The 14,050-nt window shown below is 44.5% G+C and carries 19 protein-coding genes and 1 tRNA gene; 11 read left to right on the forward strand and 9 right to left on the reverse strand.

Going from position 1 to position 14,050, the window contains the following annotated elements; translation table 11 throughout:
* Window positions 1-22 precede the first annotated feature (22 nt).
* A complete protein-coding gene (locus tag Vsou_RS10670) occupies window positions 23-1,942 on the forward strand; it encodes a S53 family peptidase (protein ID WP_229709909.1) in 1,920 nt (639 codons plus the stop codon).
* Between the two features lie 48 nt (window positions 1,943-1,990).
* On the opposite strand, the gene Vsou_RS10675 is transcribed toward Vsou_RS10670, so the two are convergent.
* Window positions 1,991-2,575 (reverse strand): MarC family protein, encoded by a 585-nt coding sequence (locus Vsou_RS10675; RefSeq protein WP_188603816.1) that lies wholly within the window; start codon window positions 2,573-2,575, stop codon window positions 1,991-1,993.
* Between the two features lie 134 nt (window positions 2,576-2,709).
* On the opposite strand from Vsou_RS10675, the gene Vsou_RS10680 reads away from it, so the two are divergent.
* Complete coding sequence (locus tag Vsou_RS10680; protein ID WP_188603815.1) at window positions 2,710-3,027, forward strand: AbrB/MazE/SpoVT family DNA-binding domain-containing protein; 318 nt, start codon at window positions 2,710-2,712, stop codon at window positions 3,025-3,027.
* Window positions 3,028-3,086: 59 nt separating this feature from the next.
* Here the strand turns inward: Vsou_RS10680 and Vsou_RS10685 are convergent, their stop codons facing one another.
* The 3 genes from Vsou_RS10685 to Vsou_RS10695 are packed head-to-tail and all read right to left on the reverse strand — an operon-like array spanning window position 3,087 to window position 4,967.
* Complete coding sequence (locus Vsou_RS10685; RefSeq protein ID WP_188603814.1) at window positions 3,087-3,386, reverse strand: hypothetical protein; 300 nt, start codon at window positions 3,384-3,386, stop codon at window positions 3,087-3,089.
* Window positions 3,387-3,435: 49 nt separating this feature from the next.
* Window positions 3,436-3,768 carry a hypothetical protein gene (locus tag Vsou_RS10690; protein WP_188603813.1) on the reverse strand — a complete coding sequence of 111 codons (333 nt, stop codon included), beginning with the start codon at window positions 3,766-3,768 and terminating at the stop codon, window positions 3,436-3,438.
* A complete protein-coding gene (locus Vsou_RS10695) occupies window positions 3,741-4,967 on the reverse strand; it encodes a hypothetical protein (protein ID WP_188603812.1) in 1,227 nt (408 codons plus the stop codon). Before Vsou_RS10695 ends, Vsou_RS10690 begins: the two co-directional genes overlap by 28 nt.
* 295 nt (window positions 4,968-5,262) lie before the next feature.
* Here Vsou_RS10695 and Vsou_RS10700 point away from each other — a divergent pair, with 295 nt between their 5' ends.
* The gene (locus tag Vsou_RS10700; protein ID WP_013337492.1) at window positions 5,263-5,418 is read left to right on the forward strand and encodes a 50S ribosomal protein L40e; all 156 of its coding nucleotides are present in this window, start codon (window positions 5,263-5,265) and stop codon (window positions 5,416-5,418) included.
* Between the two features lie 123 nt (window positions 5,419-5,541).
* Entirely contained in the window at window positions 5,542-5,853 is a 312-nt protein-coding gene (locus tag Vsou_RS10705) for a hypothetical protein (protein ID WP_054843944.1), read from the forward strand.
* Between the two features lie 17 nt (window positions 5,854-5,870).
* Here the strand turns inward: Vsou_RS10705 and Vsou_RS10710 are convergent, their stop codons facing one another.
* Entirely contained in the window at window positions 5,871-7,244 is a 1,374-nt protein-coding gene (locus tag Vsou_RS10710; RefSeq protein WP_188603811.1) for a bifunctional hydroxymethylpyrimidine kinase/phosphomethylpyrimidine kinase, read from the reverse strand.
* Window positions 7,245-7,360: 116 nt separating this feature from the next.
* Between Vsou_RS10710 and Vsou_RS10715 the strand changes: the two genes are divergently transcribed.
* Together Vsou_RS10715 and Vsou_RS10720 are read left to right on the forward strand one after the other, a co-directional pair.
* Window positions 7,361-7,720 (forward strand): hypothetical protein, encoded by a 360-nt coding sequence (locus Vsou_RS10715; protein WP_188603810.1) that lies wholly within the window; start codon window positions 7,361-7,363, stop codon window positions 7,718-7,720.
* Between the two features lie 42 nt (window positions 7,721-7,762).
* Window positions 7,763-8,059 carry a hypothetical protein gene (locus Vsou_RS10720; protein WP_188603809.1) on the forward strand — a complete coding sequence of 99 codons (297 nt, stop codon included), beginning with the start codon at window positions 7,763-7,765 and terminating at the stop codon, window positions 8,057-8,059.
* On the opposite strand, the gene Vsou_RS10725 is transcribed toward Vsou_RS10720, so the two are convergent.
* Complete coding sequence (locus Vsou_RS10725) at window positions 8,056-8,373, reverse strand: signal recognition particle subunit SRP19/SEC65 family protein (protein WP_188603808.1); 318 nt, start codon at window positions 8,371-8,373, stop codon at window positions 8,056-8,058. The two genes, Vsou_RS10720 and Vsou_RS10725, sit on opposite strands and share 4 nt — an antisense overlap.
* 41 nt (window positions 8,374-8,414) lie before the next feature.
* Entirely contained in the window at window positions 8,415-8,816 is a 402-nt protein-coding gene (locus Vsou_RS10730; protein WP_054843941.1) for a 30S ribosomal protein S8e, read from the reverse strand.
* Between the two features lie 279 nt (window positions 8,817-9,095).
* On the opposite strand from Vsou_RS10730, the gene Vsou_RS10735 reads away from it, so the two are divergent.
* From Vsou_RS10735 to Vsou_RS10745, 3 genes are all read left to right on the forward strand, one after another.
* Window positions 9,096-10,439 carry a (Fe-S)-binding protein gene (locus tag Vsou_RS10735; RefSeq protein WP_229709908.1) on the forward strand — a complete coding sequence of 448 codons (1,344 nt, stop codon included), beginning with the start codon at window positions 9,096-9,098 and terminating at the stop codon, window positions 10,437-10,439.
* A gap of 171 nt (window positions 10,440-10,610) precedes the next feature.
* A complete protein-coding gene (locus tag Vsou_RS10740; RefSeq protein WP_264890726.1) occupies window positions 10,611-11,138 on the forward strand; it encodes a hypothetical protein in 528 nt (175 codons plus the stop codon).
* A 134-nt stretch (window positions 11,139-11,272) separates the two neighbouring features.
* Window positions 11,273-11,398, forward strand: a tRNA-Pro gene (locus Vsou_RS10745).
* 211 nt (window positions 11,399-11,609) lie between these two features.
* On the opposite strand, the gene Vsou_RS10750 is transcribed toward Vsou_RS10745, so the two are convergent.
* Together Vsou_RS10750 and Vsou_RS10755 are read right to left on the reverse strand one after the other, a co-directional pair.
* On the reverse strand, window positions 11,610-11,759 hold the full coding sequence (locus tag Vsou_RS10750) for a hypothetical protein (protein WP_188604239.1): 150 nt from the start codon (window positions 11,757-11,759) through the stop codon (window positions 11,610-11,612).
* A gap of 73 nt (window positions 11,760-11,832) precedes the next feature.
* Complete coding sequence (locus Vsou_RS10755) at window positions 11,833-12,195, reverse strand: TA0938 family protein (RefSeq protein ID WP_054844549.1); 363 nt, start codon at window positions 12,193-12,195, stop codon at window positions 11,833-11,835.
* A 265-nt stretch (window positions 12,196-12,460) separates the two neighbouring features.
* Between Vsou_RS10755 and Vsou_RS10760 the strand changes: the two genes are divergently transcribed.
* Together Vsou_RS10760 and Vsou_RS10765 are read left to right on the forward strand one after the other, a co-directional pair.
* A complete protein-coding gene (locus Vsou_RS10760) occupies window positions 12,461-12,853 on the forward strand; it encodes a 30S ribosomal protein S8 (protein WP_188604238.1) in 393 nt (130 codons plus the stop codon).
* 600 nt (window positions 12,854-13,453) lie between these two features.
* Complete coding sequence (locus tag Vsou_RS10765; RefSeq protein WP_188604237.1) at window positions 13,454-14,050, forward strand: 50S ribosomal protein L32e; 597 nt, start codon at window positions 13,454-13,456, stop codon at window positions 14,048-14,050.

Below are 14,050 nucleotides of genomic sequence, written 5' to 3' on the forward strand. Positions count from 1 at the left end.
ATAGGGCTATTAATTGGCCAATATGGCAGGTACAAAACCAGGTAAAATACTACCGATAATAATCACAGTAGCCTTGCTAATTCTAACTGCATCAACAACATACGCACAACAGGCACAGTCTCAATACTTTACCTGCACTGAGGTTGTTCCTGGTGTGTCAGGTTCTGTCCCGAGTCATGTGATCGTCTGGTTCTGGCTTAGCAATGTAACCACAACCAACGGGCTCAACTACCTCCTGTACCAGATGTATTATAACCCATCAAGTCCATACTTCCATCAATTCGTGACACCAAGGGAATTCACCAAGTGGTACTCACCACCGAGTTACGTCTTTAATTATATAACGAAACTTGCTAAACAGAGTGGCTTAGTTGTTAATTACACGTTCCCGATGCTCATGGAGGCCACTGGTACGGCCTCGGAGGTAGACAGCTTCCTAACAGCCCTGCAGTCAGCACCAATTAATATACAGCAATGGATAATAGCCGGAGAATGCATACCAATTGGCTACTTTACAGCAAGTAGTGTTATTCCGTCTTATAAACCACAATACGTGGCTATTCCTTTAAATACCACAAACGTGAATTCGGTATTAACTACGAACGTTACAGCAATAAATGGAGTACCAATGCAAATAAGGTACCACCAGGCAGAGATATGGTTACCCAAGGGCCTAGAGTTCATTTATGATGAATTACCATTATTTAATGGCTATTCCTATAGTGGTTACACGGGTAAAGGCTTAACGATCGCAATAGTTGATGCCTTTGGTGATGTTAACTTTACCCTAGCCAACAGACTCGTTTACCAGAACGTCGCATGCAATGACCTTGCTACCTTTAACTCGCTCTTTAGCTTACCACCAACCTCATGTCAGGTCAGCTACCCAACCGGTACACCGGTACTTACATCAGCTGATCTAAGTACTGCAGAAGGTTGGTCGTACGAAACAGCTCTGGATATCGAGTATGCCCACACAATGGCCCCAGGTGCCAAGATACTACTTGTTGTGTCGCCCACGGCTGGTGATGATTTATTCACTGACGTTGAGTACGTAGTTGCCAATAATCTTGCCAACTTCATAAGCCTAAGCTGGGGAGAACCAGAGGACATACTTTATTATCCACCGCCGAGTTACAACCTACTTTATGGCTATGATGAGATATTCATGCAAGCGGCTGCGGAGGGTATTGGTGTATTTGCGGCATCAGGCGATAGCGGCGCCTTTGACACTGCTTGGCTCTCTTTCAATATGGCAATGGAGCCTAGTGTTGGATATCCAGCCAGTGACCCATGGTTAACCGGTGTCGGCGGTACGGCTCTTAAGGGCGTAATTAATTACACAATGACTAGTCGTGTTGAGTATGCGTGGAATTGGAATAGTCACTACATGTGGGGTAGTGGCGGTGGTTACTCATTTGCATTTAATGAGACACCAGGTCAGACATTGATAGACATAGCTTATGAGAGAACTTACGTGTATGAGCCTGACCTGGGTGTTTACTTCTATACGGTTGGGCATAGGGGTGTTCCAGACATTGCTGCTGACGCTGACCCATATACTGGTGTTCTTCTGGTTATTAATGGCGGGTTATCACAATATGTATGGGGTGGTACTAGCCTAGCGACACCGCTGTCTGCGGGCATGACAACGACAATACAGAGTTACCTCGGTACTTCATTCAAGCTAGGTGACTTGGCACCTAACCTATATCTAATTTATTACTATTATCCAAGCCAATTCTATACATGGAACACCGCTTATCCAACCGGTGTGTTTTTCACTGGGATACCTGGTACTATGTTCGTGACACTTGGCGGCGAGAATGGGCTTTACTGGGTTGTTCAGGGTCTGTGGAATCCAGTGGATGGCCTTGGTCAGATAAATACCTACGGACTGGCCCAATTGTTCTCTCAATTTAATGGATTGAGTGTGGGATAGAGTTAAACGATGACTTGGTTTGCGTAAAAATCACAATCTTTCTTCTCCCTATATCACTTCCTTAATGCCTTCCACTATTAGTGATACTGCCCACGCCATTATTATTAGGCTCATGAACCTACCAATGAACCTAAGCATGTTACTCCCAATAAGTCTCATTATGATGAAACTGAACCTAATCACCAGGTATGTTATTAGGGAGGCGATTACTATGCTAATTATTACTTCGGGGAGGCCGTAGTAGGTGCTGAAGAGCATTACTGAGGTTATGGCACCGGGGCCTACGAGCATTGGGGTCACTATTGGCGTGAAGACGAAGTCCTCGGGATTCAGACCCATCGTCCTTGGCGCTCCCTCCCTAAGTGTGTCAATGCCTATGATGAGTAGGACAATGCCACCGGCTATCCTGAAGTCAGCAACACTTATGTTAAATGCGCCCAGTATGTATGGTCCAGCCACCGTGAATAGCACCAGTAGTGAAGGGACTGCGATGGCTATTATTCTCAACGCCCTGTTGAAAACCACTGGTTTATCTATGCTTGGTATCTCCATTATTATCGGTAGGGCGCCCACCGGGTCTATTATTGCAATTAACTGTGTTGTCATTACCAATACGTCAATTGCAACATTCATTGATGATAGTGTGGTAAAACCCTTTAAAAGGGTTCCATAGTAAGCATGCCCATGGCGTTCCATGGGTGTACATACTTTTTCTAATTCCCATTAGAAACTTTAATAAATAAATTAAGCAATTCCTGACTTTGGGTATGGCATCTGGAATTTATAAGGTAAGGAGAATTAGGAGAAGCATAGTAATTACTAAACTACCGTATGTAACGAAGATATACATAAACTACCAAGTCCTCATACCGGCCAGTTTAGTTAAGGCTCTCAATATTGAAAACGCCCTATATGCAAACATAACCATCGAGTATAGGGGCCTCGAAATCGAGATACCGCAGGTAAGATTACTGAGGACTAGGAACACGGCTAGTAGGCAATTCACAATACCCAAGGAAGTCAGGGAAAAGTACGGTATAAGTCCCCTCGACGAGGTAGAGGTACTTGACATAAAACCGGCATAAAGGTGTTTGAAACAACCCCATAAAAGCCCTAAACACGCGCATTACACTTAACGAAAATACTAACGTACTTGCTTGCTGCGTAATTCCTCGAGTGATGCCTTGGTAGTGCCCTCCTTACCCAACTCGCCCTCGATACTCCTCAACTCCTCCTCAAGCTTACCCAGCTTCTCAGTCTCACTATTTAATTCGCCTAGTCTCCTCCTCAACTTCTCCCTCCTCCTACCCAACTCCCTAAGTCTCACCTCCCTACTAACCACGAGTTCACGGGACATACCAATGCTAGTGCTTGATGAGCCAACGGAGCACTTAGATGAGGAGCATAGGCGTAGAGTTGGCGACTGAATTAGGAGCTTAAGCAATGGCGTCAGACAGTCATAATAACATCACACATGGGCGTCCTGGAGACGATTACTGCCCCACGGCCACCCCCTCTGTGGGTGCAAGTTTTTTCAAAGCTTCAATTATGTTCTTTTTCCTCCTCTCGTCTTTTATCCTCTCGAGTCTTCTGCGAAGCACCTCAATAACTTGTGTCCTAATTTCGTCATACTTTTCGAATGTATATATTGGTATTTTAACGATGAAGTTTTTACTCTTCCCATTAATGTAGGCGTGGAAATCATCGCCGTACTTAGCCCTCAACACATCAATAACTCTCTCAGCCTTAATCCTGTCCCTGACTTTACGCTCTAAGCAGACAGTACCCTCTCGAACACTCACCGTGAACCCATAACCGGCCACCATAATCTGCGCCTCACCTCGCCTGAACTTGAGCTCCGCCTCAAATATTCGTTAATCCTTAACCACTTCTCGAAGCCCAGAGCATCGAGGACGTCCCTAAGTATTGGCGGTAAAATGCCAATCGTTGTTCTAGCTAGGTCAATGGCACGACTGCCACGGAACCACACGTTGACCGTGCCATCATTGTTTAGAGCAGGCTTGCCCCAATCAAAGCCTATTTTCTTCAATTTCTGCAATAGCGGCTCCCATGCCTCAAACTTCTCACCAGACATCGTTATTCCAATTTTAATTGTGTTTTTCGAAACATAAGCGCTTCCATCGCCTAACACCGCTGTTAGTGTAAGTGCTAAAACTTCCTCATCGCTAAACTTATCTACATCTGCATCCTTGATTTTGCCCTTGAGCGACTTGTGGTTACTGGATCTTAAATACCATGTTACTGTCATGTTATTAACATTGACGTTAACGGTGTTTATATGCACGCGAATCTCGCCAGGATACAACAACGACCAAAATATTACTTGCCAGGTTTGGTTGGTGCCCATAACTGGTCTGCCTTTCTCTACGCTTTCATCGGTTTCAGCGAAACCGATGCGAAGGCTCCTAAGCGTCTTAACAAACTTTGTATACTCCTCCTTATTCATCATCATCATGAAATCAGGCACCTCAACATCCACTCCCTCAAGACCCTTAAGCACTAAGTGAACCGGTATACTAGTGCTCGTCCTATCCGTCTCAAGCGTTATGTGCTCACTATGCACACTTATTCCTGATGCGCCCTCGCCCCTAATGATTACCTCTGCCCTGCCGTTCATTAGGTTATCAATTAGTCTCCTTGTCTCGTTGCCAACATCACGCCAGTAGTTCAAGAACCGTTCATTATAGTTTATGAACTTGTCAACGAGCCCCGTGATGGCGTTGACGATATCCTCGCTGTATTTGCCCCTCAACTGGACCTCCAGCCTGTCCCTGGCCTCCAGCCACTCGTCCATTGTCTCCTCTATCCACCATGTTTCCCAAACCCTCCAGTGTTGTATTCGATTGATGGCTTCAACCAGAAAATCAACGGCCTTGTTCACGGCATCCTCACCTGCCTCACCACTGCAGACATATTCCCTGCCGCGCTTCACACCCATGCAGAAACGGTTCCTCCTCAACAACTCAGCGTTAAACCCCGTGAATTGACCAGGAGCACCAGACATACCAATACCTAATCCCCAACCAGATTAATAAGGCACTACGCAACATCTAAATTCCCAAACCGCCCAACCCTCGATCCACAATAGCCCTGCGCCCTGGCCTTAAGTAGTTAATTACGAAGACCACGCTAGCCGTATTCAATGGTTAGCTTTACATAAGCTAAGAAGGCCCTTGGGTTTTCAAGCAGTAGGTAATGCTCGCCAAGTTAACCATGAGGTAATCATAAAATAGTACCCGTTGAATGATCGCTGTTAATAGGTAAAAATATAAAAAGGGCCTTAATACCCATAGGTACGTATGCCCATTAGCGACCCTGAGAAGCTTAGAATAGCCGTTGAGCACAGGTTTAACTATTGGATATGTAGGGAGTGTGGAGCCAGGAACCCACCAGGAGCTGAGAAATGTAGGAGGTGTAAGAGTAAGAATCTAAGGCCTAAGAGGTTCAAGAGATAAAACATTAACCAGGCAATAACCTCTTAATGTATTACTAAGAGTATTATTAAGTTTACGTACTTATGCCGCGGGTATTTAGGGGACTTAGATAAAAATATAAAGAGGTGGTCTGAGCTTTATGTAATGGAAGACGAAGATAGGTACGAGGAAGAGCCCGAGAATGAGGAGATTAACGAGGAGTCAACGGATAATGAGGACTACTCATCACTTGTTAATAAAGCGCCTGAGTGGAGCGTCGGCGTTATACTGTACAATGGCAATGCTTACCCACTGGCCAAATCCAAATATAAGAGGAGCGAGTACTATTTCTCACCAAGTTGGAGGCCTGTGGCTAAAAACGTGAATGGCGAAGTCGTGGTACTCAGGGACGGCAAAGTAAGCAAGTACAAAATAAGTAGGCATGGAGATAAATATTTACAGGTAGTCCTTGTTTAATGGCAAAGGTAAATTAATCAAAACCGTTTTTCATTAATACGTTTTACAATTATCAACAATTTATTAACAACGTCAATTGGGCTTTGTCCTAAAATCACGATCTGAGGCTCCTTCCCATAATCACCGAGGTGATAAATAATGTCGGGAACCCTACCGGCGTTCTTTATGGCTTGCTCAGTGCCCCAGGGTATTGAAGCACCCTCCCTAGCCTTAACCTCAGGTGGTTCCTGTCTCCTATCGTAACCACTAACCACATAACCAAGTTCCCTTGCAGCCTCTATTACCCTATTATCATACTTAATATTCATTGCAGACCTAACCTCGGGTCCATGTTTCATGGCGGTAAGTATGTAATTAGCCACATGGGAACTAACGCCAAAGGTTGGTGGGCCACTCGGCTTGGCCTTACCCATGTACTTAACAATCCTACCAGGTACAGCAGCAACATCATCCAAGTTCCTGGCATATAACGCGGGTAATGCGTAGCCTAGGTTTGACTGAACCTCGGGTATGTAATTCCCAATTAGGTCGGCATTATCCTCGATAACCTTCAACGCCTTATTTAATTCATCAATAATATCAGCCCTATAGGCCCTAAGCTCGAGCCATGCCATTGGATTAACGGGGCCATGGCCATGACCAAGAGGTAATGAGTACTTAATGGCTGTGGTTATTAATTCCTTAGCTAGTTTAATAGCATCCCAGGGACTTAAGCCCTTAGCTAATCCAGCGGCTATGGCTGCCGAGAATGAACAACCAGTTCCGTGAGTGTTCTTCGTGTCTATCCTGAGAGCCTTCAACTCCCTATACTCGCCGGAATCCCTGAAGTAGACAATGTCAATACTCTCGTCCCCAGTTAGGTGGCCGCCCTTAACAATAACAATTTCTGGGTGAAGTTCTTCGGCAATAACCTTGGCAGCCCTCTTGGCATCATCGAGGGTCTCAACTCGGAAACCCACGAGGTGAGAAGCCTCAGGCGCGTTTGGAGTCACGACCTTAGCAATGGGTATTATTACACGCCTTAGTGTCTCCATGGCCTCAGGTCTAATGAGAGGATCACCACTTTTAGCATACATCACAGGATCAACAACCAACGGGAACCCCCACTTCCTGACTGCGCGGGCTGCAGCCTCCATAATCTGCGAACTACTCAACATACCTGTTTTAGCTGCGTTAATACCTATGTCCTCGGCTACTGCGTCTATCTGAGCCTCAACTATTGATGGATCAATCTCCTGGACAGCCCTAACACCAAGGGTGTTCTGCGCTGTTACCGCCGTTAGTGCAACCATGCCGTAAACACCGAGTGCATGAAACGTCTTTAAATCAGCAGTGATACCAGCACCGCCACCTGAGTCAAGCCCTGCTATTGTTAATGCCCTCGGTATCATACAAAATAATGCCCCTATCATAATTATATAAAGCTTTTATTAAAGTGAAGAAGAACGAGAGTTCACTGAAAGTAATTAATAAGCTTCAGCAATAAATCAAAGTATTGGTGAGAAAAATGAGGAAGGCTCTGGAAGTGTTTCTCGTGATCCTAATAACGCTGGCAACACCGACAGTGACTCATGCGGCGCAGCACATTAACGACGTGGCCAGTAATGTAACTAGTACAATAAATAACTTCATGAGCTCAATAACAAATGGCACCGAAAACGTAATAAACACGGCACTTAATAACCTAGTTTCATTCACGAACTATCTAAAGAACGTAATATACAGCGCCTCAGAGACCCTGGCAATACTCTTCGGCATTGTTGGCGGTTTCCTCTGGCTCTCTAACATAAGTCCATACAGAGGTAGGAGACTTGTGGTATCAGCAATACTATTGGCATTATTAGCCATAATAATAGCCCACATATGAGAGAGCAAGCGATATAAGTGAGTTAATATGTTGGTGGTTCCAATGTTAGTAAAGGTTCTAAAGGAAATGGGGTTCAGAAGAGATGACGAAGATGATTACTGGTTTAAGGATTATGGAAATGATGTCGTGTTGAAGGTGGCATCAACTGGGTATAATGAGATGGAGATTGAACTTGATATGCCTGTACCAACGGATATCAATTCATCCTCACTGAACAAACCCGAGAAGTTAATCGAAGCAATAATGAACTCCTCATTAAATAAGGGCCTCTTGTCATCATTGCTCCATGCAATTAATGACATGATTCACCTAAAACTCATTATCAACCTAGGTAATTAGGCCCCTTTGACCTGCATTATTGATTGACGGATCCTAATTAACTCCTTGGCAATCATGAGCACCAGCTTCCTTTTATTAACTCCATTCCTCTTCTTGATCACGACGCAACCATGCGGGCCCTCAAACCAATTGCCTGGATGTCTCTTATCGGCATGAACCTCAAACTCAAGGCCAAGGTTACTAACTGCCTTAACTAACTCCTCAATTGTTGGGGACCGCACAGCCATACTACTAGGGACCTTCCTACCAAAGCTTCTACTCTTGCTTGAGTCGAAGTAAACAGTCCAAATAATCCAATAATCCTTCTTGTCCACGTATAGTTTAGGTAAGGCATTGGTTAATAATGCTTTTGGGATTATTTCTCAAGGAGTATTGCGTTAATTATACCGTCTTGTCCAGGTCTCGACGTAACGACTGCCCTTCCCTTCTCTGTCTCTATAATCGAGCCCTTAACAATAACGTCCCTCTTGGCCAATTCCTTATTGGCGGGCGTCTCAAGGATCCTCAGTATCTTCACCCTCATTACCTTACCTTCCTTGGGAATGTATAGGTTAGCGTACTGTACATTAATAGCCTTAACTTTAACGTTACCACCAAAGACCCTAATTACGTTCCTTGATTCGTTATCAGACAGTATGGTATTAGTCGGCGGACCACCACCAAGCGCCTTCCTCTTAACTTTATACGGCCTAGCTCTATAACCACCAGTGGGCTTCCTGGAATCCCTGCCTTGGTAAAAACTCAGTAGCTTAACCACGAAGACCCAACGCGGGCATTGCCTTTAAAAGATTTTGCTTCGCAAACTCACGCGGTAATGGTGCGTATCGTTACAGGATAATGGAGTAATCAAGGAGAATGGCTTCAAATTAAACGTTGCCAATACTCGGTTATTAGGCGATCAAAAGCGCAGTAATAAGGTCTCCACGGCGAAGACATGGTTAAGGAAAATATGGCAGGAAGACGTCTTTGTCTGAAGTGCATGTTTTGCATAAATAATCAATGTATTAAGGCATCGATCACATAGTAAGCATGGATAATGAGTAAAGAGAAAATGAGTGAATATAAGCATGAGAAGGCACCAAGTAATATGTTGGGGAGACTTCACGATAGGGTTAAACTCAATCCAGGCGGATATAGTGAAACCGAACCTGGAGTTCTGTTTGCGATCAGAGTACGCAAAAACAGAAACCTCGTCCTATCACTGAGTACATGCATGGACTGCGGGGCATGCTTAACAGTATGCCCAGCATACCTAGCAACACGCAATATCAGGAATTCACCACTTGGGAGAATAACATTGGCTAAGTCAATAATGAAGGGACGTATTAATGATGAGGTGATTAATGAAGCATATACGTACTTCTGGCAATGCCTAACATGCAGAAGGTGTGCCTGGGCATGCCCCTTTGGTGTTGACGTGGCTGACATAACAAGGGCAATTAGATCCATGCTCTATGAGCTCAACCTAGCACCCAACTACGTGGTGGGGGTCATAGATAACCTGGAGTCCACAGGAAACTTCCTAGGATTACCAGAGGATGTCCTTAAGGAGGTAATAATCAATGCGGTTAACGAAATAAGGCTTGAGAAAGGTGTTAATGCTAGGGTCAAGATCAATGAGGCGGCCTATGCATTGCTGTTGCCGTCTGCATGCGCCGACTACACCACGGCATTAAACACATTCAAGGGATACGTACTACTACTTAATGAATTAGGCGTAGACTTCACCCTAAGCACGAGGGCACCTGACATAACGAACTATGGACTGTTCATGGATGAAAGACACATGAAGTTAATAGCCGAGAGGATTGTTGAGGAGGCACGTAGGTTAGGCGTGAAGCTCGTAATAGCCGGCGAATGCGGTCACGGATGGAGGGTGTTCAAGAACTACGTAATACCAAGGCTTAGGGAGTACGGTATTGAAGGGACGCACATAATATACATAGCTACGGAGGCCATTAAAAGGGGCTTGGTTAAGCTTGATGTATCGTTGAATGATGGTATTACGTACATATACATGGATCCATGCCATTATGCCAGGGGCGGTGACTTAGTTAAGGAGCCAAGGTTTGTCCTACGGAGTGTGGTTTCTCGGTACATGGAATTGAATGAGAGACCAGAACTAGCCATATGCTGCGGCGGAACAAGCGGAATGCTGGCCAAGGAAATGGAGGAGCTATCCATTAAGTATGCCGAGCTCTGGTACCAAAGTGTAATCAATAAGGGCGCCAACTGTATAGTAGTGCCCTGCGCAGCATGCAAACTACAAATGGACAGGGTATTACCAAAACTAAACAAGCTTCATGAAAGGGAAATAACATTCACGGGGCTAATGGACTTAGTATACAAAGCCATCATACCAAGGAAAACAATAAAGTAAGTCCATACCCTAATCACAAAACTTGACGTAGATTAATTATCTATCGATCTCACGCCTAAAAGTTTCTAACCAAGAAAAATGAAAATAAACTATTGCACGACAAAGCGACCTTTATGCGATCTACATTACATAACTAAAGGTCTAGCCCTTTGTGGATGAAGGGGGTTAGACATGGAGGGCAATCTACAATCGTGGATGATGCTCAGAAGTACTAAGGCATGCGATATCGAACTGGTCATTAAGAGTTGCCTAGGCGTTATTGATGTTTTGTCTGGTGATTGTTTACTTGGTGTTTATGATTGCAGGAGCATTGATGTTCATGGGGCTGGTGTTTATGTCTTCTTCGATGGCTCCATTGTTTATTACGTGGGTGAGGCTGGTGATGTTGCCCGTAGGTTGTTAAACGAGCATTGCCCAGCCAATATAGGTGGTTCTGAGGGTGTTGTTAGGTTCCTAATGCATTACCTCAATGAGATCTGCGCCAATAGCAGTAAATGGGCTGGACTTGACGCCGTGGGTAGGGAGGAATTCATTAAGAAAATCCTGAGCGAGAGGATTAGTAGGTTGGGGATATACGTGGTCACGTGCAAGGAGCTAGGCGATGAGAAGCAAGGCAATAGGAGGGCTAAGAATAGGCTTAGGAAAGAGCTCGAGGAACGCCTTAAAAAGGAACTAAGACCAATATTAAACCCATACTGACCCTTCCTATTAATTGTAGATTCTGACCGTGGAAGGAGAATCAGAAAGGTAGGGTGAATACATAAACCTACGGGAAAGAGCTAAACCGATATTAAGTAAAAACTTAAATTTCTAATTCGTTGCCTTCCTGGAGAGGGGCCGTAGTCTAGCCTGGCTAGGATACGTGGGTTCAACCACGCCTGAGGCGCGGCTCGGGATCTATGGCTAGAGCGAGACGAGAGCCCGCGTGACCCCGGGTTCAAATCCCGGCGGCCCCACCACAACTATGTTAATGTTAAATCCAGGTTTAGCATTGCCATCATTAGAAATGTGAAGGATATAATTGCTATTCATGACTATGTGTTATGGAGTGTACGTTACATGCCTATTTCCTGAGGGACCTCATACCTGGATTCATCCTCTAAGATTATTTTTCTATACGTTATAGTCTCCTTATACTTCCTAACTCATTATGAATATTCTGACTGTATATTAGGCATCCTGAAGAGTCGTTGATACCCTGTAGAGTTTTGCGTTTATGAAGCCATCCACGTTTTCTTTAAGGAAGTTCAGCGTTTCATTAAAGATTCTTTCAAATACCTTCTCGTGGTTCCTCTTAACCTTATAATACAGATCTCGCATTTATCATTTAAATAATCCGTCATATGTAATTTACAACTGAAGCCTCGCACTTTAGGGCGGGAGGTCAGATAGTTTATTGCTTGGTTAGGTTAAATATTGATTCATTCATCATCACTACCCTACCATCATAGTCCTCAATCCTTATACTTCTTTCGCCACCGCTTACGGAGATAAGCACAGTCCTCACCCTGCCCATGTTGCCTATTGTAATGGCCCTCTGTATTAATTTTCTGAATTCCCTATAGTGATCTCCGCAGCAGAAGTATAGTCTTGAACCTGCCGTCTCCTGGTAAGTCCCGCTCCATGGTTTACCGCATGTCTTACATTTGAGGGTTCCGTCAATGCTTAGGTAAGTGCCCGTCCTTCTATTATCACCGCATAGGGCACATCCTGTGTATTCATCACCAACCTCCCTGTCATTAATTAGAACCTTCATAATATAGGTTATTAATCGCCCTAGTTTTATTATTGATTGCGGCTTCTAATCATTTATGAACAGTTATATTTATTAATATTTTATTCAATATAAATGCATTATAATAAGTAACCAAGTACATCATGCTGGCTAAGCATTTAAACCGGCGTGTTCAAGGTGATTAGTGGTTTCGTGATGTGAGGGAGTACGGCTGAGTGTTGATGACGTGGTCCTTCACTGATTGGGTCAGTAAAGTTTTTAATTTGTGGTCTTATACGTTGGTTGTATGGTAATGCTTGATGTACTGTCCAATGCCTTGATAATGATAAAGAACGCGGAGGCCAGGGGACATAAGGAGGTGGTTATTTGGCCTTCTTCTAAACTAGTGGGTAACGTACTTAGGGTTATGCAAAGGTATGGTTATGTCGGTGAGATTGAGTTCATAGAGGATGGTAGGGGCGGTAAGTTTAAGGTACAGCTTCTAGGTAAGATAAATGATACTAGTACGATAAAGCCCAGGTATAACGTTAAGGCATCCAAACTAATGGAGTGGGAAGAGAAGTACTTACCTGCCAGGAATGTCGGTTTACTGATCCTAAGCACCTCCAGGGGCGTTCTATCGCACCTAGAGGCTAGGCAATTGAATGTTGGCGGTGCGTTAATTGCATATGTCTATTGACACGCTGGTCTCCTTTCTCGTTATTGGGTAAGTTACCATTTATTTGGGTTTGCCTTCCCTCATCTGCGGGGTAGTTAGAATGGTAAGAGATATCTCCACCTGAAGGTTTTTGGTCAAAGTTCTTCCTACTGGATTAAATTGCCGTAATGCCTTTATTATTCTGAGTGCTCCAGTTCTACCATAATCTACCTTACCAAGTTTAAAATCATAGACTGGAATTTTTATCGCCTCATCGAGTACAGCCTCTCAGGGCTTTATCCAAGCCTCCTAGCCCAGTACAGGCGCGATGCTTAGCCCTATGCCTCCTAATGAATTCCAGAACCTCCCCATCCGCAATCATTGTAAGCGTTAGGGCTCTAAATCCTCTCAACCTTCCGTGACAACAATCGGCCAGAACCCCGCCCTTCAAGGACGGGGGGGCCGTCAGCTTAGAGTTTAACAGAGATAATAGGCGTGCCGTATCTCTCGGTTTGTTAATTAATTCAATACGTTAATCGTCGATTGGATAAGGTAGCTTGTAATTCCATCATTGTCCTGAAAGGCAAGGCTTTAAGTACATTGTGGTAAATTTAAAAAGGCATTAAATTAGGTGTTTCTGCAATGTCCGCGGAGGAAAATAAGCCCACGGAGCAGGAGCAACGGCAGCAACAGGAGACAGAGTCTACCAACGAGCAACCAGCTCAACAACAAACCCAAACTGTCCAACAGGAGATTGCCAAAACGGCCGAGACAAAGCCCGAGGTTAAGGAGGTGAAGTTACCAAGACCTAGGGCCTCGTTGAGTGGTAGGTTAAGGCAGTTACTGAGGCTTAGGTTGTTGATGGAGAGGAGGGAGCCGCGTTGGATGAGGATGGATGAGTGGAAATACCTTAAGGTTGCCCATGGCGAACATTGGCGTAGGCCCAGGGGTAATGATAATAAGATTAGGCTTGAGATTAAAGGTTACCCGAAGAGAGTTAAGGTTGGTTATGGAAAGCCAAGGCTTGTCCGGAACCTACACCCAAGTGGCTTTAGGCTTGTAATTGTCCACAGACCTGAGGATATTGATAGGGTTGACCCGACGAGGGATGCCGTAGTTATTGGCAGGACTGTTGGACTTAGGAAGAGGATTGAGATTGTTAAGAGGGCCATTGATAAGGGCGTTAGAGTCATCAATGTGACTAAGGACGTAATTGAGGAATTAAAGAGGACCCAGTGA

Source organism: Vulcanisaeta souniana JCM 11219 (genome assembly GCF_026000775.1).
GTDB lineage: Archaea > Thermoproteota > Thermoprotei > Thermoproteales > Thermocladiaceae > Vulcanisaeta > Vulcanisaeta souniana.